Origin of the sequence: Bacillus cereus group sp. TH152-1LC (assembly GCF_027710505.1) — a bacterium.
Classification (GTDB): Bacteria; Bacillota; Bacilli; order Bacillales; family Bacillaceae_G; genus Bacillus_A; species Bacillus_A mobilis.
On the sequence record NZ_JAQFNK010000009.1, the window covers coordinates 92,087 to 111,013 of the forward strand.

Here is an 18,927-nt window from a genome sequence, read left to right on the forward strand (position 1 = left end):
TTACATGAATTTCCTTTCAGTTCTATTGTCTTCCTATACTAATCACATTATCCTTTACATATAGGAATTATTTTCATTCCACTTCAAACTATCTATATATACAAAGAAAAGATAGTCGCCTATTAGGGAAAGGCATCTAAATATAAACATAACATAAGAAAAAGCACGCTTATAAGCGCACCATAAGAGTGCTTCTTCATACAATTCTCATGTAAGAGTTCTCGAAAATCATGTTAATCACAAAGAAAAGGCATTAGCTTTTATAAGCTAATGCCTTTTCTTTATTCATATTGTTCAGCGTTCCATTCTTCTATATTCCATACTTTTGTGACCCATTCTTCATAGAAAGACGGCTCATGTGAGACAAGTAAAACTGTTCCTGTATATTGTTGTAACGCTTCCTGCAAAGACTTCTTTGTTTCTATATCCAAATGATTAGTCGGTTCATCTAAAATTAACACATTGCTTTTCGTTACGATAAGTTCACATAAACGCACTTTCGTTTGTTCTCCGCCGCTTAATAAACGAATGGGTTTTAATACGTGCTCTTCTTTCAAGCCACACTTTGCTAATGCTTGGCGTACTTCTTTCCTAGTCATATCTGGTCTTTCTGTCCAAATTTTCTCTAATGGTGTTGTTTCTGGAGCAAACTCTTCCTGTGCAAAATAGGCAGGATTTACTCGCTCGCCAACAGAAATCGAACCACTGAGCGGCTTTATTTCGCCTAATAACGTTTTTAACATCGTCGTTTTTCCAATTCCATTATGACCAACAATCGCTATCTTTTCTCCCTTTTTCACTTGTAAATTCAACTCTGAACATAATGGATTACTATAACCTATCCTTAGTTTCTCAGCTTGCAATATACGACTTACTGGCTCCTCATAAACAGTAAAATCAAAACGGGATCGAGTTACATGATTGACCTTTTCAATCCTTTGCATTTTCTCTAATACTTTCTCTCGACTTTTAGCCTGTTTCGCTTTTCGAATTTTATTTTTTTGAATAAATGTTTCTAACTGAGCAATTTCTTTTTGTTGTTTCGCATGCGCTGATTGTAATTGTTTCCTTTGCAATTGATAACTTTGCACAAATTTTTCATAATTTCCTACGTACCGCTTCACTTTCCTTTCTTCTAGATGATAAATAACATTCGTAATACTGTTCAAAAATACTTCGTCATGTGAAATGATCACATAAGCTTTTTCATACAGCCTCAAATACGATTGTAACCATTCTATATGGGCTGTATCTAAATAGTTTGTTGGCTCATCTAGCAATAAAACATCTGCTTTTTCTAAAAGGAGCTTCCCAAGTAATAACTTTGTTCGCTGTCCTCCACTTAACTGTGAAACATCCTTTTTCAAACCTATTTCAAATAAGCCTATTGCTACTTCTTCAATTTCTGTATGAATTTGATAGAAATTAGAACTTTCCAATATAGTTTGTAATTCGCCATACTTTACTAACAGTTTTTCTATTTCTCCTGCTCCATTCATTTCTTCAGCAATTTTTAACATTTCGTATTCAATCGTATACAAATCCGAAAATGCACTTTGTAGGTATCCTTCAATTGTTATCCCCTCTTGTAAATCCATATGCTGTTGTAAAAAACCTATCTTCACATGTGGAAACCATTCAATGTTTCCGTCATCATGTATAAGTTCTCCTGTTAAAATTCTTAACAATGTTGATTTTCCAATTCCATTTTTCCCAACTAACCCAACATGCTCGCCCTTTAATAGTCGAAAACACGCATTATATAAAATGGTTTTCTCACCATACGAATGACTTAAATTTTCTACTGTTAATATACTCATTTTTTTCTCTCCTCTACTTATAGTTCATAAGCTAAATAGAGAGAACAACAGTATAAAGCCTTATTTAATTGTATATATAAAAAATGGGTAAGGTGAATACACCTTACCCATTACATATTATCGTAAAAAAGGATTAAGGTTCTTTACCTGCTGTCTTCAATTTAGCTTAATCGTTAAAAATGGGCAGACTTCTCCCGTATCAAGCTAAAACCATTTGAAGAACAGTTGATAAAGTCATTTTATCCTTTCACTCCTTTAACATTTGTTATATTAAGAGTATAAACTACTCTGTTATATTCTATTCTCTATTTTTTCTTTTGTTCCTTCTCCTCTTTATCATTTTCTGCATAAATTTCTTTATACATCTTTTCTAATGCATATGGACTTGTAAAGATGAGCGTTAACGAATCAACTATTTTCTCTATAGATTTCATCTTTCTCCCCCTATCTAAAAAAGCCTCTTAACAGTAATTATACAAAAAACTGTTAAAAGGATTTTTCTATTTTTTCATATACGGGGCTAATACTCTCAGAATTTCTTCCTTATCCTTCTTTAACTCAAGTGATGTTAACATATCCATCGTTCTCGGCCTAGGTAATTTCACTTGTACCTCGCCAACTATTGATGCTGGTCTTTGAGATAAAATAAATACGCGATCCGAAAGCAAGATTGCCTCATCTAAGTCATGTGTGACCATAACGATTGTTTGCTTCTCTTGGTGCCAAGAGTTTAAAAGCCAGCTATGTACTTCCATTTTTGTAAAGGCATCTAATTTTCCAAAAGGCTCATCAAGTAGCATAATTGGCTTTTCACATAAATATGTGCGCAGAAAACTAATTCTTTGACGCATACCACCAGACAATTCATCTGGATAATGGTCTGCATACTCATCTAGTTCAAACTGCTTTAATGCTTCCATTCCCTCTGTTAGCCTTTGTTTTTTCGGTTTCCCTTCGATTTCCAATGGAAGAACTATATTTTGCAAAGCTGATCGCCACGGTAGTAATAAATCTTGTTGCGGCATATAACTTACAACATCTTGCTCTTGCATTTGCTTATCGTTATACGTTACATCCCCACTTGTTGGATTTTCAACATTTGCAATCATATTTAATAATGTGCTTTTCCCGCAACCACTTGGGCCCACAAAAGAAACGAACTCTCCCTCTTGTATAGTAGCACTAATATTTGCTAATACATTCTTTCCATCAAAAGCTTTTACAACCTCTTTTATTTGTAATCCACTCATTTTTCGCTTGGAAGGAACTCATTTGTAAAGGCATCTTTCACATCAATTTTCTTCTTAATAACTTTGTTATCATATAAGAAATTCATGTAATTCGTCCAAACTTCTTCCTTCTGTACTCCCCATGCTTTTGCATCATCTTGATACTTCGTACTTAGCCACTTTTGACTTTCTTGTACTAAGTCTTTATTCACGTCTGGAACAGCTTTAATTAAAATATCAGCAGCTTCTTTCGGTTCTTTAATTGCAAAATTATAACCGTCTGTCGTTGCACTCATAAACTTTTTCACAAAGTCTTTATCTTGTTTCGTATGTTTTTCACTCGTAATCATAACAGGACTATAGAAATCAAGCGCTGGGTCTAAGTCTTTCACCATAATCGTATTTAACTCTTTTCCTTGGCGCTTCGCTTCAATTCCATCCCATCCGTAATAAATCCATTCAAAGTCTGCATCACGGCCGATTGATTTAAAGAAATCGGTTTGTCCTAATATGATTTTTTCAACTTTATTAAAATCAGCTTGATGTTTCTCCATAATTGTCTTTAACGTTGCTTCTTCTGCTGGTCCTCCCCAGCCTCCGTAACGTTTACCTTCAAAATCTTTCGGTGAAGTCATGTTATCTTTCTTAAGCGATGCAAAAGCTGAAGTGTTATGCTGAATAATCGCTCCAACAGATACAACAGGAATACCTTCTACACGAGCCAACGTTACATTTTCTTGTGCGCTTATTGCGAAGTCAGCTTTTCCTGAAGCTATCATTTGCTCCGCTGTCACATTATCACCAGGCTGAATAATTTCTACATCTAAGCCTTGTTTTTTATAATAATCTTTCGCTTGCGCTACATATAAGCCAGTATGATTCGTATTTGGAAACCAATCTAATACTACTTTTACTTTTTGATCTTTACTTGCACTTTCTTCTTTCTTCGCCGGATTACATCCAACCACACCTACTGCTAATAAGGCAGCCAACATAACTTTTAAACCTTTTTTCATTTTCTGCCGTCCTTTCTATATATCCATGGTGCTGTTATTCTTGCCATAAACTCTACGATAAAATACAGGCATAATGTCACCATAACAATAATTGCTGCCACACCAAATACTCGGGCTGTTAAAAAGGATTTTGTAGCTCTCGTAAGCATAACTCCTAATCCTTCACTGGCACCGAGCCATTCCCCAATAATCGCTCCCATTACACTATATGTAACTGCAATTTTTAAACCTGAGAAAAAGTATGGAAGCACTGCTGGAAACTTTACTTTCTGGTAAACTTGCCATTTCGTTGCCTTCATCGTTTGCAACAACTTCAACATATTTTTATCTACCGTTTGAAAACCTTCTAAAATGCTAAGCGCAATCGGGAAGAAACAAACGAGTATGACTACCATTACTTTCGGTAGCATTCCATATCCAAACCAAATAATAAATAACGGTGCAAGTACAACGATTGGAATCGTTTGCGAAATAACAAGCAGCGGATTTATTAAAATACGAAATAAAGGGATAACGTCCATAATAATTGCAATACTTGTCCCAATTAAAATCGCAAAGAATAGTCCAATTAAAACCTCTTGTAACGTTTGCATCGTATTCGGTAATAGTAAATCTTTCATTCCAATTAATTCTTGAACAATGGCAGAAGGCTTCGGTAAAATCCACGGTTCAATTTTAAATAATGAAACAGATCCTTCCCATATCGCAATGAGAAGGATAAGCCAAATAGTTGTAATTATTTTAGATTGCTTCTGGTTTTGCATATTCATCACGGTACTTCCAAACCTTTTCATCTATCGTTACACCAGTGCTTGGACGATAGTGGATTTTAATAGAAGTAATCACTTCCTCTGCTCCAGCATCCACACAAGCTTGTTGCGCACGTTTAATGACATCAAGAAGTACATCTAATTCTCCTTCCAGCGTTGTTTCCATTGCACCTACTTCATAACGAACTCCCGATTGTTGTACAACCTCAATTGCTTTATCAACAACAGAATACACATCTTTGTTCTTCGCTTGTGGTACTACTGAAAATGAAATTGTAACTTGTTGTGACATAGTAAAATCCCCCTTATAAAATGAAATGTTAAAACAAGAAAAGGCTTTCCTACGCAGTAGGAAAGCCTTGTATGCAAGTTATTATAGAATAACATATGCTACATCACTTTAAGTAACTCCCTACGCTGGCATTATCCAGATCAGGTTGAGGGTCGATGTTTGTTTACATCCTCTCAGCCAATTGGCTCCCCGGTCCTTAATTCGTTTTCATTGTAGCATGATTTATTTTATTGAACAAACAAAAGCACGTATAATCATTTCATTTAACTTTTGAATTCCCCTATTAACTCTTGTAACTCCTGTGAAAGCCAGCTTAAAGAACTGGCTAATTCAGCAATATCTTGTACAGACATTTCCTGTTCTTTCATACTTTCTTCAACATTACTACTACTATTCGCATACGTATTTGCGATAAGTGATAGTTCATTTACAATCCGCACAATATTTTGGCTATTTTGCAATATATCACTTGAATTGTCAGAAACAACTCTAACCTGATTTGTAACAGATTGTGCTGATTTTGAAATCCCACCAAAGAAAGCACCACTACTTTCAACAAGTTTCATTCCAAATTCTACTTCTTTTAAAGCATTTTTCATTGAAACAACAGCTTCTTCCGTACCAGCTCGTGTTTCCCCTATTAATTTTGCTATATCTTTTGCTGATGCTTCGGTCTGCTCTGCTAATTTACGCACTTCATCCGCAACAACGACAAATCCCTCACCAGTTTCCTCAACACGTGAAGATTTAATAAAAGCATTTAGAGCTAGCGAATTCGTTTGATTTGAAATACCGGTAATTACTGTTACAATATCACTAATTTCTTTTGATCTTGTTTCCAAAGAATAAATAATAGAAGATAAATCTTGTACTGCATTTTGTATTATGTTCATTTGATTAATCGTCTGTTCAATAATGCCATTTCCTTTTACTGAATGATGCTTTGTACCTTCAGACTCTTTCGCCATTTGTTTTGCAGTATTCGTTATCTCTTCCATCCTATCTTCCATTTCATGTATAATATCTAAATACTTCGGTACTGCAGTTTCTTGTAATTGAACGCCAGCCCTTAACTCAACTATAGAACTTACGATTCCTTGAACTGCCATGCTATTCTCTTTCGTACTCACTGACAATTCTTGTGAAGATGAGGAAACCTGTTCTGCTGTCTGCTTCACTTTATCTATAATTCCTTTAAACTTCTCGATGGTATTATTAAAATACGCATTAATAATACCAATATCATCTGGTCTTTCCTCTAATTTAATACTTAAATCACCTTCACCGACTTTACGTAATCCTTCACGTAAATCTCGCAATGGAGCAAGTGCGTTACGTACGATTAGGAATTGAATAACCGTTGCAATTAAAACAGAAATACAAATAAACATTAAACCTTGTATAATGAACTTTTGTTTTGTCATAGGAACAATAGAAGCATCTACATCAGCTGCAACAATTGCCACAATATTATCTTCCTCATCTTTAATTGGCTCTAATATCGTTACCCATGATCCCAATGCGTCTTCATATACTACTGTCATGTTTGCTTTTTTTGTGCTCATTACTTTATCATACGCTTCCATCCAAAGACCTGGTTGTTTATAATATTCCCCTGGCCTTACCTCAACAACATTTGCTAAACCTGTGGACAAATCAATGATTTGTAGCTCACCTTTTTCATTTTTTTTCGCTCCAACAATATACGTTTGTCCAACACTATTCAATTCTTCCGTTGATTCATCTAATTTCTCTGTTAACTTCTCTCTCTTTTCTCTTTCTGCCGCTGGGTCTTTTGCAACATCTCTCAATATTTCTGCATCTAATTTATGTAATACCGTATCTCCTGTTTCAAAAGAATGCCTTTCAAATATAGACATCATACTATTTTGAAACATGTTAAAACTTAACGCTCCCATAGTACCAACAAGCGTCAAAATAACTAATACAGTTAGCAATACATTTTTTTGAAGAAATGATAGCTTGTGCCAATATTTTTTCATTAACATCACCTTTCTTAATTAATTTACTATAAAGTAACGCTATTAAAATATACACCTTATTAATAAATGATAACGGTTCTCATTTTTTTACAAACAAAAAAAGACCAATGAAAAGAGCATTGGTCAAGACCAACCCTATCCGTCCGGTAACTGGCTAGCATAACCTTTCGGCCGTAGCTCCTGTAGTTTTGCGTCCTAATGTTTCCATCAGTTTGCCTTTCTCGCTGAACGAGTTGAACGATATGGGAGTTCTATGAGAATTAAAGTATTCTCTATCAAAGATTACAACATAAAAATTAAAAAGTCTACCTATTTAAAGATACAAATGTAAAGTTTTAATGTATTATTTTTTCGAAATAATTTAACAAAGTTCGTGAATGTTACATTTCTTGTGTTATATAATAAAAAATGTATATAACACAAGGATTATTTTGAGTATTTATTTTAATTTTCATTCAAATTAAATTATTCGAATATATCTTAACTAATGAATTTCGGAGGTAGTTTATTATGTTTTGGCTACAATTTCTTACATTACTACTCTGCATTTTTATTGGCGCACGCCTAGGCGGAGTTGGTCTAGGAGTAATGGGTGGCGTTGGTATGGCAATACTTGTTTTCGTCTTCCACTTACAACCTACAGCTCCTCCTATTGATGTAATGCTTATGATTTTAGCAGTAATTACAGCTGCCGGTGCACTGCAAGCCGCTGGAGGAATGGACTACCTTGTTCATCTGGCTGAGAAAGCATTACGAAAAAATCCAAAGCGCATTACATTCTTTGCTCCAATTGTTACTTATTTATTTACACTATGCGCAGGAACTGGTCACGTTGCTTATTCTGTACTTCCTGTTATCGCAGAAGTCTCTCGCGAATCTGGGATTAGACCAGAACGACCAATGTCAATTGCCGTAATCGCTTCCCAACAAGCAATTACAGCAAGTCCTATATCAGCTGCAACAGTTGCCCTTTTAGCAATGTTAGCTGACTATAAAATTACTTTATTAGATATTTTAAAAGTAAGTATTCCTTCTACCTTCATCGCTTGTATGGTAGCTGCATTTGTTGCTAGCAAAATGGGGAAAGAATTAAATGAAGACCCTGAATACTTGAAACGTTTAAAAGAAGGAATGATTCCTAAAATTGAAGAGAAGAAAGAATTTGTTGGTTTAAAAGGCGCTAAACTATCCGTTATCCTTTTCTTAGTGGGAACTTTCCTTGTCGTACTTCTCGGTTCATTTGAAGCACTTCGCCCAGGATGGATGGTCGACGGGAAGTTAGCTCGTCTTTCCATGCCAAACACAATTGAAATGGTTATGTTAACTATCGCAGCTCTTATTATTATTTTCTGCAAACCAAATGTAGAAAGCATCGTGTCTGGTAACGTCTTTAAAGCGGGGGCAACAGCAGTTGTTGCTATTTTCGGTATCGCTTGGATGGGAGATACTTTCTTTAACGGAAACTTAAATATGATTCAAGGATCAATTCAGCACCTAGTAACAAGTGCACCATGGCTATTTGCCATCGCATTATTCATTCTATCTATTTTACTATATAGCCAAGCCGCAACAGTACGTGCTTTAATGCCTCTTGGATTATCACTCGGTATTCCACCAGCACTACTAATCGCGATGTTCCCTGCAGTAAATGGATATTTCTTCATTCCAAACTATGGAACAATCGTTGCTGCCATTAACTTTGATCGCACTGGTACAACAGGCATTGGTAAATATGTTTTAAATCATAGCTTTATGATTCCAGGTCTAATCGCAACATTCACTTCTATCGGAATTGGAATGCTCTTAATTTCAATTATGTTTTAAAGAAAAAGTACAAACCTACAATTTTAAAGGGTTTGTGCTTATTTAATCAAACGTTTGTTTAAATAAACGAAACAACTCATTTTGCAACTCTACAAACCTATTCCGTTTCAAATAATCCCCCTTATTTCTAATTATTAATACCCAAAAAGCTATGTAGCATTTTAATACTACATAGCTTTTTTCTACAAATTCTTACTTACTTCCTCTACTAACTTCTTCGTACTTTCATACGCAGATTCCGCTAAACTAATCGCAGAAATAACTGAAACACCGTCCGCACCAGCTTCTATAACTGAAGCTGTATTTTCAATTGTAATGCCACCAATCCCAACGATCGGTGTTGTAATTCCTTGTTCTCTAAAATGAGCTAAACCTCTCGTTCCTTGCACTGCTTTCGTATCTTTTTTCGTACTCGTTGGAAAAACAGGGCCAACACCTAAATAATCAGCTCCGTTTTCAATTGCCCAGCATGCTTCTTCAATTGTATGCGTAGATACACCAACAATTTTATCCCCCATTTTTTCACGAACAGAAGTAATTCCTTCATCATCTTGTCCAACATGCACACCATCTGCATCTAACTCGATAGCTAGTTCCACATCATCATTTACAATGAATGGGACACCGTACTCCTTACAAATAGCTTGTAGTTCTTTTGCGAAACAAATACGTTTCTCTCCCGTTAAAGCCCCTTCTCCCTTTTCACGGAATTGAAAAATTGTTATACCACCTTCAAGTGCATCTCTCAACACTTGTAGTGGTTCCTTCGTACAATTGTTACTTCCCATAATAAAGTATACTGATAACAATCTAGACATTTCAGCCTTTGTAATACGTGACATCTAATTCCCCTCCTTACTATATAAGCTCAATCTTCCCATACTTCTCAATATCATCTGAAGTGGTATTCGCTAACTGATTTAAAAATTCAATTTGGAAACTACCAGGTCCCTGCTCCACTGTCTTAGCAGCTGCCAGTTCCGCAGCTACACCATAAAACGTTAATGCAGCTACTGCTGCCTTTACATAATCCTTTTCTACTGCTACAAATGCTCCTATTACAGAAGTTAGTAAACAACCAGTTCCCGTAACTTTCGTTAAAATAGGGTGACCATTTCGAATAAGAATCGTTCGCTCCCCATCTGTAACAACATCTTCTTTTCCAGTAATCACCGCAACTGTATTTAATTCATCGGCTGCCTGTTTTGCAATACTTACAACATTGCCATTTCCAGCACCGGCGTCTACCCCTTTAATTTCCCAACTCTCATTAATAACGTTCGCTATTTCAGCTGCATTTCCGCGAATAATTGCTAAATCAATTTCGGCCGGAATATGTCTCGCAACTTCTGTTCGATACGATGTTGCTCCTGCACCAACTGGATCAAACAACACTGGTACATTGTTCACATTTGCTGTTTTACCCGCAAGTAACATCGCTTCTACTTCTTCAGGACGAAGTGTCCCCATATTTAATACTAACGCTCCAGCAATGCTAGCCATTTCTGCTACTTCTTCTTTTGCATACGCCATTACAGGCGATGCTCCTAACGCTAACAAACCGTTAGCTGTAAAGTTTGTTACAACCACATTTGTAATATTATGAATGAGCGGATTAGATTCTCTCACCAAATCCACTACTTTACTAATTTCTTTCATATTCATCCTTCTCATCCCCTAACTATAGTGATGGGAGATACACAAAAAGGCACTTTGCGCGTACGCAAAGTGCCTGAACATGTGCTTTTACACTCTCCCTACGCTGGCATTATCCAACAGGTTCAAATGGTCAATGACGGATTAGTCATACTCTCAGTTTGCATCCACAAACTCCCATGTGTTTAGTATTCTTCTACTTCAAAGTCTACTCTTATTCTACTAAAATAACAAGTTCTTTACTTTTCTATTTCATATAGAAGCAATAATAAAACAACACGCATAATAAATATCTATTTCTCATAGTCTCATCATGGTGCATATTATGTTCTATCGCCATCATTCACCTTCAAACGGATGTTATCCCACTAAAAAACGTTCAAATCTGGAGCGAAACTGAATCTCAAGAAGATGTATGCTATAGTTAACGTATGGAAATTTGAAAGGATGTTTTAAATATGTCAAAAAGCGTTATAATCGCTGAAAAGCCTTCCGTTGCACGTGATATTGCGCGTGTACTTAAGTGCGATAAAAAAGGAAATGGCTACCTTGAAGGTAGTAAATATATTGTAACTTGGGCTTTAGGTCATCTCGTTACATTAGCAGATCCAGAAAGCTATGATGTGAAATATAAAAAGTGGAATTTAGAAGATTTACCGATGCTACCTGAGCGTTTGAAATTAACGGTTATTAAACAAACAGGGAAGCAATTTAATGCTGTAAAAAGTCAACTACTTAGAAAAGATGTAACTGACATTATTGTAGCAACAGATGCTGGACGTGAAGGAGAATTAGTCGCTCGCTGGATTATTGATAAAGTTCGAGTTAACAAACCAATCAAACGTCTATGGATTTCATCTGTTACCGATAAAGCGATTAAAGATGGCTTCGCTAATTTAAAACCAGGTAAAGCATATGACAATTTATACGCTTCAGCAGTTGCACGTTCAGAAGCTGACTGGTATATCGGTCTTAACGCAACTCGCGCTTTAACGACTCGCTTTAATGCCCAGCTGAATTGCGGCCGTGTACAAACACCTACTGTCGCTATGATCGCTAATCGTGAAGATGAAATAAAAAACTTCAAAGCTCAAACTTACTACGGCATCGAAGCACAAACGACGAATCAGTTAAAGCTAACTTGGCAAGATGCTAACGGTAATAGCCGCAGTTTTAATAAAGAAAAAATTGATGGCATTGTAAAAGGTTTAGATAAACATAATGCTACTGTTGTGGAAATTGATAAAAAACAGAAGAAGTCATTCTCTCCTGGTCTTTACGATTTAACTGAATTACAACGTGATGCCAATAAAAAGTTCGGTTACTCTGCGAAAGAAACATTAAATATTATGCAGAAATTGTATGAGCAACATAAAGTGCTAACGTACCCTCGTACAGATTCACGCTATATTTCATCTGATATCGTTGGAACACTTCCAGAACGTCTAAAGGCGTGCGGAGTTGGAGAGTACCGTCCTTTAGCGCATAAAGTATTACAAAAGCCTATCAAGGCTAATAAGTCATTTGTTGATGATAATAAAGTAAGTGATCATCACGCAATTATTCCGACAGAAGGATACGTTAACTTCTCGGCCTTCACAGATAAAGAACGTAAAATTTATGATTTAGTTGTAAAACGCTTCTTAGCAGTTTTATTCCCAGCATTCGAATACGAGCAACTAACGTTACGCACAAAAGTTGGTAATGAAACGTTCATTGCACGCGGAAAAACTATTCTGCATGCCGGTTGGAAAGAAGTATATGAAAATCGCTTTGAAGATGATGATGTAACGGATGACGTAAAAGAGCAACTTCTACCTCACATTGAAAAAGGCGATACATTAACTGTAAAGTTAATTATGCAAACATCAGGTCAAACAAAAGCACCTGCACGATTTAACGAAGCTACTTTACTTTCAGCAATGGAAAACCCTACAAAATATATGGATACGCAAAATAAACAACTTGCTGATACACTAAAATCAACTGGTGGATTAGGTACTGTAGCAACGCGTGCTGATATTATTGACAAGCTATTCAATTCATTCTTAATTGAAAAACGTGGTAAAGATATTCACATTACTTCAAAAGGCCGTCAGTTACTTGATTTAGTGCCAGAAGAATTAAAATCACCTACACTAACTGGTGAGTGGGAACAAAAGCTCGAGGCAATTGCAAAGGGTAAACTGAAAAAAGAAGTATTCATTTCAGAAATGAAGAACTATACGAAAGAAATTGTTTCTGAAATTAAATCGAGTGATAAAAAATATAAACATGACAACATTTCTACAAAGTCTTGTCCAGACTGTGGTAAACCAATGCTAGAGGTAAATGGCAAAAAAGGAAAGATGCTCGTTTGCCAAGACCGTGAATGTGGTCATCGTAAAAATGTATCTCGTACAACAAACGCTCGTTGTCCGCAATGTAAGAAAAAATTAGAATTACGTGGTGAAGGTGCAGGACAAATCTTTGCATGTAAATGTGGCTATCGAGAGAAATTATCCACATTCCAAGAAAGACGTAAAAAAGAATCTGGAAACAAAGCTGATAAGCGCGATGTTCAAAAATATATGAAACAACAGAACAAAGAAGAAGAACCATTAAATAATCCGTTCGCAGAAGCTTTAAAGAAATTAAAATTCGATTAAATAAAAAGGTTCCTACCACTCTCGGTAGGAACCTTTTATTATTAATGGATAATTTTACTTCCTTTTGCGTTCTCAACGAATTTTTCACTCGATTTGTTAATTGGTGTTTTCAGTAATAACGCAGCAACAATCATAACTACTACGAAAGCACTTAACACAAGTAAATCTCGCGTTACGATATCCCATAGCATTCCGCCTACTGTTTCACGAATTGCACTAATTGCGTATGTGAACGGTAAGAACGGATAAATTGCTTGGAAGAACGCTGGTGTCATTTGAATTGGGAATGTTCCACCCGATCCCGCTACTTGCAGTACAAGTAAAATGATCGCCATCGATTTCCCAACGTTTCCGAAAATAGAAACGAGTGAGTATACGATACAAACGAAGACCCCACCAATAAATAAACTAAATAATACAAACCAGAACTTATCGACTACGTACGTACCGAGTAAGAATATATCTCCCATCGATACGATAAACGCCTGTGAAAGACCTATCGTTAAGAATGTTAATAAACGTCCGAAGTAAATTTCATGGCTCTTATAATTCGCGCCCTCTTCGTGTACTTCTACTGTTAATAATGAAACCATTAATAATGCGCCTACCCATAATGCAAGCACTGTATAGAATGGTGACATTGCTGAACCATAGTTCGGCATCGCAAATAATTTATTCTCTTTTAAATTTACTGGATTCGCAAAGTAGTCACTTTGCTTTTCAACATCATTTTTCAATAAGCGTATGATGTCTTTTATATCCTCTTCCGATTCAAAATCACGAATTTTATTTGCTAAGTCTTTAATCTTTTTCTCAGTTTCCGGCATGTCAGCCTTAATGTCTGTTAATTTCTTTTTACCGTCTACTAAGCCTTTTGATGAATCTTCTAGTAGCTTTTTAACATCTGGAAGCTTTTTGTCTGCTTCTTTTAAAATTTGAGATGTGTTTTTAGACATACGTTTCGTACGTTCAATTGCTGTGTTAAAGTTTGGAACGATTTCTGAATCATATGTTGCTAAGAAATCGCCTAATTGAGCTGAAGCATTTTTAGTTGCTTCATTAATACTTTCTACGACCTCTTTTGTAGGCTTCTGTCCATTATTGATTAGTGTAGTTGCCTTATTCGTTGCATCTATACCTTTTTGAACAGAATTTTGTATTTTGTTTAATTTTGCAATTCCGCCATTAAGGTTTTTGTCACTATTTACATCTGCTAATACCTTATTTGTACTTTCTAGAACCGGAATCGCATCACCAATTAGATTATTAGTAGCTTGTAGTTGACCATTTAAATCATTTAAAGCTACTTTTGTACTATCTAATCCATTAACACCTCTATTATTTACGTCTGCTATAACACCTTCAAAATTATTTTTTGCCTTTTCATATTCATTTTTCACACTATCGTATGCTTCATTTGCATCAGCTTTAGCTTGATCGACTGTGCTAACTGCTTTTTTATAATCTGCTACAAACGTTTCATTATAATCTTTTTCCGCTTGATCAATTAATCCATTTGCTGCATCTAATTTTTGATTCGCTACATCTGTTACATCTTTCTTTACTTCTTGTCCTGTACCGATAACATTTACAATATCTTTAATACCGTTGTTTGCATTTTCCATACCGCTTTTCAGCTTAGTTAAGCGATCCACTCGCCCTTGGAAAAAGCTTTGACCAAAATCAGTCGTTGCCGATTTTTGAAGTTCAGTAAATACATTAATAAGGTATGCAATACTATCTGTACGACCTTGAAGATTTTCAGAAACCGCATTAAGGTCTTGTTTTGCCTTTTCTGGATCAAACTGGCCATTTTGCAATCCATTCACAACACTTTTCCCGTATGCTGTTCCTGCACGTGCTGAGTTTAAAACATTATTCACTGTTTGATTAATGTTTCTTGCAATATTTTTATAACCTTCATCGTTCATCTTTGAAAGATCCGGGCGTGCTGGAAACTCCGGTAATCCCTTCATACCAGAAAGGTCTATCCCTGGATTCATTAAAAAGTTCGTAAAAGTATTGGCCTTATCCATTACATCTTTTGCTACAGTTAAATTATTTCTCATTGTTCCAGGTGCATTCTTTAATGTTTCATCATTGTTGGCAAAGAACTTATCTAAGTTCCCTAACGCTTCTTGCCCATCATTGATAACACTTTCTACAACTGGCAACTCTTTCTGAGCTACTTTTACCAGATCCTCTGCTCGAGTCGCATCATCTAACGCCTTATCCATCAATGTATTCATTTCTGGGAACTGCGCTTCTAACTTAAACACAAGATCTTTTACTTTCTCGATACTTGGTAAGTTTGTTTCTAAATCGATTCCAAGATCATTAAAAACTTTAAAAATCTCACCGTTTGCTGTTTTAACGAAGTTTTTACTAATTTCTTCTGTAATACCTGATGCACCTTTTGCTGTAATTTTTGGTGCAATCGCATTTACCTTTTCATTTACATAGTAATCAAGTTCTGGCTTCTGCGGATTTTCATCCAGAACAGTTGCAATCTTTTCAGAGAAATCTTTTGGGATTGTAATACTTGCATAGTAATCCCCGCGCTCAACTCCGTAAACTGCTTGTTTTTCATCTACAAATTTCCACCCAAGATTTTTGTTTTTCTTAAGAGAATCTACAATCTCGTCCCCGATATTGATATCTTTCCCTCTTAAATTAGAGCCTGCATCTTGGTTAGAAACTGCAATGGGAACCTCTTTTGTATTTCCATATGGATCCCAAGAAGCTTTAATGTTAAACCATGCATATAACGATGGTAAAATCATTAACCCTAAAACAATAACAATTGCAGCCCAATGTTTAGCTACATTCCGTAAATCTGTCTTATAAATACGCCAAATTTGTTTCATAGAAGTTATCACCTAATTATATATTTTTCCTTCTTTAGAAAATGATACATACATTTTGCAATTATATCACTTTCTACATCGTGGATTAACCAAAAACGAACTATTTTTTCTCATTAACTTTGACTTACTACATTATATAACGAAGTCAGTCAAAGTATGAATACAAAATGACCAAATCGGTTTTACATTCAATAATAACAAATATATAGGAAATGTCATAAAAAATACAAGTATTTTATCTTGGAAATACTTGTATTCCTAAAAAAAATCCTCACAGCTTTTCATCATCTGTGAGGTTTTCTTCTATTATATATCTACTTGTACTTCTACACCGAAATGATCTGAAATTATATTTCGGTTTGTACCATTAAAAATGACTTTTGAAGAGCGAACCTTTTCACTTTGGTTACACAATATTAGATCGATTCGCAAATTATGTTTATTTTCATCCCAACCAGCAATCTCACCTTGGACAGTTGTTCCTTCATCCTTCTCTGTTGCTAGTTCATATGTGTCATACAAACCTTTTTGTATCATATACTCATAACCCTCTCCTTGCAAACGGGCATTATTATTAAAATCACCCATTAAGAAGGAAAGTTCATTGCGATTTACACGCTCCATTAAACGATCAACTTGAACTGTGAATGACTCTTCTTCATCATTCCACCAACCGAGGTGACAAGAGTAAAACGTGATGTTCTTACCATTATAAGCAATTGTTGCACTTACAATTTTGCGTGTTTTCCAATACGTTGTATCCTTATTTTCTGATACAAAAAACGTATCTTCATTTATAACATTATGTTTCGTTAGAATCGCTAATCCTTCTTCATACACATCATATCCAATATGAGAGAAATCCCAAGTAATATTGTAATCTTTTACATGTAACGCTCTTAACTCTTCTAATAGTAAAAGTCCAAAATTATCTTTTTTCTTGTGACCGCATACATTTTCAGCTTGTATAGACTGACTTACCTCTTGCAATGCGATCACATCATAATCTTCTTCTTGAATGACATTAGCAAGATATTTTATCTTTTCTAGTTGATTCTCTTCTTGCCAAGAGTGACAGTTTAAAGTTAGCAATTTCATCTTATTACGCACCTAACATATCTTGAATGTCTGACTTTAATACGTCAGCTTTCGGACCATATACTGCTTGTACACCTTTATCTTTTACGATAAGTCCTAAAGCACCATTTTGTTTCCATTGTGCTTCTGGTGCAACAACATCTAAATCTTTTACTGTTACACGTAAACGCGTCATACAAGCATCTACGTCAGCAATATTTTCTTTACCACCTAATAAATCAATAACTTTTGTTGCTAATGAACCATCTTGTACATTTCCTGTTCCTTCTGATGACTCATCTTCATTATCAATGTAGTTACCTGCACGGCCTGGTGTTGGTAAGTTGAACTTTTTAATTAAGAAATTGAATAATGTAAAGTTCAGGCCGAAGAATACTAATGAAACGATAACGAAATTGATTAAATCTCTAGTTAGTCCTGCATTAACCATCATCGGTGTACGAGTAATTAACTCAATAAATCCAAATGCGTGAACACGTAAGTTGATTAAATCTGCTAATGCGAATGCAAGTCCTGTTGTAATTGCATATACAACATATAATACTGGAGCAATAAACATGAACATGAATTCAATTGGTTCTGTTACACCTGTTAAGAATACTGCTAATGCTGCTGATAAGAACATTGGTTTATATTTTGCACGCTTTTCTTTATCAACATTACGGAACATCGCGAAAGCGATACCCATTAACGCTGCTGTTGAACCGATAACTTGTCCAGCTTTGAAACGAGCTGGTACAACATTATTTAATAGATCGTTATATGCTTTTGTATCTCCATTTGCTAATAAGTTATTTAAATCTGTAATCCATGCAAGCCATAATGGATCTTGTCCTGCTACAACTTGTCCAATTTTTGAGCCAGTTAACATTGTATACGTTCCGCCTAGCTCTGTGTAGTTCATCGGAATCGTTAACATATGGTGTAAACCGAATGGTAATAGTAAACGCTCTAACGTTCCATATACAAATGGTGCAACAACCGGTGCACTATCCTTTGAAGCTGCAATCCAGCGACCAAATTCATTTAATCCACTTTGAATGAATGGCCATAAAAGTGATAATACAATTGCAGTGACTGTAGACCAAACAATTACAACGAATGGTACAAATCGTTTTCCGTTAAAGAATGCTAATGCCTGTGGCAGTTTGTTATAGTTATAATATTTGTTATATAGAGTAGCTCCTAAGAAACCTGTGATAATCCCTACGAAAACTCCCATGTTTAATGCTGGTGCACCAAGTACAGAAGTAAAGTAATCTTTTACAATTAAATCTCCTGCTAATATTGAAGAAACTTTCGCTTTTGAATCCGCTAACATTTCAGCGTTTACGCCAAATATAGCTCCTGTAATTCTGTTCGTTAAGACGAATGCTAATAGCGCTGCAAATGCACCACCTGCGCGATCTTTCGCCCAAGATCCCCCAATTGCTACTGCGAATAAGATGTGCAGATTTGTAATAATTGCCCAACCGATATCTTCCATTACGCGAGCGATTGTATGAACTGCGTTAATATCCCCAGCAGACATCCCAATCAACTTACCAATAGAAATCATTAAACCAGCTGCTGGCATTACAGCTACAACAACTAATAATGCTTTCCCGAACTTTTGCCAAAAATCAAAAGACGTAATTTTCATCTGTTCTTCCTCCCCTTTATTTATAACAACATAATGATTTAAATTATAATTTCTGTTTCTAT

Annotated in this window: 14 protein-coding genes and 3 riboswitches; of the genes, 2 read left to right on the forward strand and 12 right to left on the reverse strand. The window is 35.5% G+C overall.

Features of this window, described 5'->3' with window-relative positions:
- Positions 1-281: 281 nt before the first annotated feature.
- The 7 genes from PDL00_RS20180 to PDL00_RS20210 form a co-directional block, all read right to left on the reverse strand.
- The gene (locus PDL00_RS20180; RefSeq protein ID WP_270730860.1) at positions 282-1,820 is read right to left on the reverse strand and encodes an ABC-F family ATP-binding cassette domain-containing protein; all 1,539 of its coding nucleotides are present in this window, start codon (positions 1,818-1,820) and stop codon (positions 282-284) included.
- Between the two features lie 305 nt (positions 1,821-2,125).
- The gene (locus PDL00_RS20185) at positions 2,126-2,254 is read right to left on the reverse strand and encodes a hypothetical protein (protein ID WP_270730937.1); all 129 of its coding nucleotides are present in this window, start codon (positions 2,252-2,254) and stop codon (positions 2,126-2,128) included.
- A gap of 66 nt (positions 2,255-2,320) precedes the next feature.
- Positions 2,321-3,070: an ABC transporter ATP-binding protein gene (locus PDL00_RS20190; protein WP_270730862.1), complete on the reverse strand. Its 750-nt coding sequence runs from the start codon at positions 3,068-3,070 to the stop codon at positions 2,321-2,323.
- Positions 3,067-4,065, reverse strand: coding sequence for an ABC transporter substrate-binding protein (locus tag PDL00_RS20195; RefSeq protein WP_242253279.1), 999 nt, complete (start codon positions 4,063-4,065; stop codon positions 3,067-3,069). Before PDL00_RS20195 ends, PDL00_RS20190 begins: the two co-directional genes overlap by 4 nt.
- Positions 4,062-4,835 (reverse strand): ABC transporter permease, encoded by a 774-nt coding sequence (locus PDL00_RS20200; RefSeq protein WP_001057159.1) that lies wholly within the window; start codon positions 4,833-4,835, stop codon positions 4,062-4,064. Before PDL00_RS20200 ends, PDL00_RS20195 begins: the two co-directional genes overlap by 4 nt.
- On the reverse strand, positions 4,807-5,127 hold the full coding sequence (locus PDL00_RS20205; RefSeq protein ID WP_000082898.1) for an MTH1187 family thiamine-binding protein: 321 nt from the start codon (positions 5,125-5,127) through the stop codon (positions 4,807-4,809). The genes PDL00_RS20200 and PDL00_RS20205 overlap by 29 nt, the downstream gene beginning before the upstream one ends.
- Positions 5,128-5,227: 100 nt before the next feature.
- Positions 5,228-5,329, reverse strand: a riboswitch (TPP riboswitch).
- Between the two features lie 61 nt (positions 5,330-5,390).
- A complete protein-coding gene (locus tag PDL00_RS20210; protein WP_270730866.1) occupies positions 5,391-7,130 on the reverse strand; it encodes a methyl-accepting chemotaxis protein in 1,740 nt (579 codons plus the stop codon).
- A 142-nt stretch (positions 7,131-7,272) separates the two neighbouring features.
- A riboswitch (cyclic di-GMP riboswitch) is annotated at positions 7,273-7,357 on the reverse strand.
- Positions 7,358-7,640: 283 nt separating this feature from the next.
- Here PDL00_RS20210 and PDL00_RS20215 point away from each other — a divergent pair.
- Positions 7,641-8,954, forward strand: a complete 1,314-nt coding sequence (locus PDL00_RS20215; protein ID WP_000498711.1) for an anaerobic C4-dicarboxylate transporter family protein — start codon at positions 7,641-7,643, stop codon at positions 8,952-8,954.
- Between the two features lie 182 nt (positions 8,955-9,136).
- Here the strand turns inward: PDL00_RS20215 and thiE are convergent, their stop codons facing one another.
- Both thiE and thiM read right to left on the reverse strand, forming a co-directional pair.
- Positions 9,137-9,796, reverse strand: a complete 660-nt coding sequence (gene thiE / locus PDL00_RS20220; protein WP_242253277.1) for a thiamine phosphate synthase — start codon at positions 9,794-9,796, stop codon at positions 9,137-9,139.
- A 16-nt stretch (positions 9,797-9,812) separates the two neighbouring features.
- Positions 9,813-10,619, reverse strand: a complete 807-nt coding sequence (thiM, locus tag PDL00_RS20225) for a hydroxyethylthiazole kinase (RefSeq protein ID WP_270730869.1) — start codon at positions 10,617-10,619, stop codon at positions 9,813-9,815.
- 72 nt (positions 10,620-10,691) lie between these two features.
- Positions 10,692-10,801: riboswitch (TPP riboswitch) on the reverse strand.
- A gap of 267 nt (positions 10,802-11,068) precedes the next feature.
- On the opposite strand from thiM, the gene topB reads away from it, so the two are divergent.
- The gene (gene topB, locus PDL00_RS20230) at positions 11,069-13,258 is read left to right on the forward strand and encodes a DNA topoisomerase III (RefSeq protein ID WP_242253268.1); all 2,190 of its coding nucleotides are present in this window, start codon (positions 11,069-11,071) and stop codon (positions 13,256-13,258) included.
- A 41-nt stretch (positions 13,259-13,299) separates the two neighbouring features.
- On the opposite strand, the gene PDL00_RS20235 is transcribed toward topB, so the two are convergent.
- The 3 genes from PDL00_RS20235 to PDL00_RS20245 form a co-directional block, all read right to left on the reverse strand.
- A complete protein-coding gene (locus tag PDL00_RS20235) occupies positions 13,300-16,125 on the reverse strand; it encodes a YhgE/Pip domain-containing protein (RefSeq protein ID WP_270730871.1) in 2,826 nt (941 codons plus the stop codon).
- Between the two features lie 306 nt (positions 16,126-16,431).
- Complete coding sequence (locus PDL00_RS20240) at positions 16,432-17,223, reverse strand: endonuclease/exonuclease/phosphatase family protein (RefSeq protein ID WP_132134525.1); 792 nt, start codon at positions 17,221-17,223, stop codon at positions 16,432-16,434.
- A 4-nt stretch (positions 17,224-17,227) separates the two neighbouring features.
- Positions 17,228-18,865 (reverse strand): PTS transporter subunit IIBC, encoded by a 1,638-nt coding sequence (locus PDL00_RS20245; protein ID WP_242253256.1) that lies wholly within the window; start codon positions 18,863-18,865, stop codon positions 17,228-17,230.
- Positions 18,866-18,927 lie beyond the last annotated feature (62 nt).

What these genes read in the sequence shown, in the direction of transcription:
- PDL00_RS20235 (WP_270730871.1), bottom strand. Translation starts at nt 16,125, where the DNA reads ATGAAACAAATTTGGCGTATTTATAAGACAGATTTACGGAATGTAGCT.
- PDL00_RS20245 (WP_242253256.1), bottom strand. Translation starts at nt 18,865, where the DNA reads ATGAAAATTACGTCTTTTGATTTTTGGCAAAAGTTCGGGAAAGCATTA.
- thiE (WP_242253277.1), bottom strand. Translation starts at nt 9,796, where the DNA reads ATGTCACGTATTACAAAGGCTGAAATGTCTAGATTGTTATCAGTATAC.
- PDL00_RS20205 (WP_000082898.1), bottom strand. Translation starts at nt 5,127, where the DNA reads ATGTCACAACAAGTTACAATTTCATTTTCAGTAGTACCACAAGCGAAG.
- PDL00_RS20185 (WP_270730937.1), bottom strand. Translation starts at nt 2,254, where the DNA reads ATGAAATCTATAGAGAAAATAGTTGATTCGTTAACGCTCATCTTTACA.
- thiM (WP_270730869.1), bottom strand. Translation starts at nt 10,619, where the DNA reads ATGAATATGAAAGAAATTAGTAAAGTAGTGGATTTGGTGAGAGAATCT.
- PDL00_RS20210 (WP_270730866.1), bottom strand. Translation starts at nt 7,130, where the DNA reads ATGAAAAAATATTGGCACAAGCTATCATTTCTTCAAAAAAATGTATTG.
- PDL00_RS20215 (WP_000498711.1), top strand. Translation starts at nt 7,641, where the DNA reads ATGTTTTGGCTACAATTTCTTACATTACTACTCTGCATTTTTATTGGC.
- PDL00_RS20195 (WP_242253279.1), bottom strand. Translation starts at nt 4,065, where the DNA reads ATGAAAAAAGGTTTAAAAGTTATGTTGGCTGCCTTATTAGCAGTAGGT.
- PDL00_RS20200 (WP_001057159.1), bottom strand. Translation starts at nt 4,835, where the DNA reads ATGAATATGCAAAACCAGAAGCAATCTAAAATAATTACAACTATTTGG.
- topB (WP_242253268.1), top strand. Translation starts at nt 11,069, where the DNA reads ATGTCAAAAAGCGTTATAATCGCTGAAAAGCCTTCCGTTGCACGTGAT.
- PDL00_RS20240 (WP_132134525.1), bottom strand. Translation starts at nt 17,223, where the DNA reads ATGAAATTGCTAACTTTAAACTGTCACTCTTGGCAAGAAGAGAATCAA.
- PDL00_RS20190 (WP_270730862.1), bottom strand. Translation starts at nt 3,070, where the DNA reads ATGAGTGGATTACAAATAAAAGAGGTTGTAAAAGCTTTTGATGGAAAG.
- PDL00_RS20180 (WP_270730860.1), bottom strand. Translation starts at nt 1,820, where the DNA reads ATGAGTATATTAACAGTAGAAAATTTAAGTCATTCGTATGGTGAGAAA.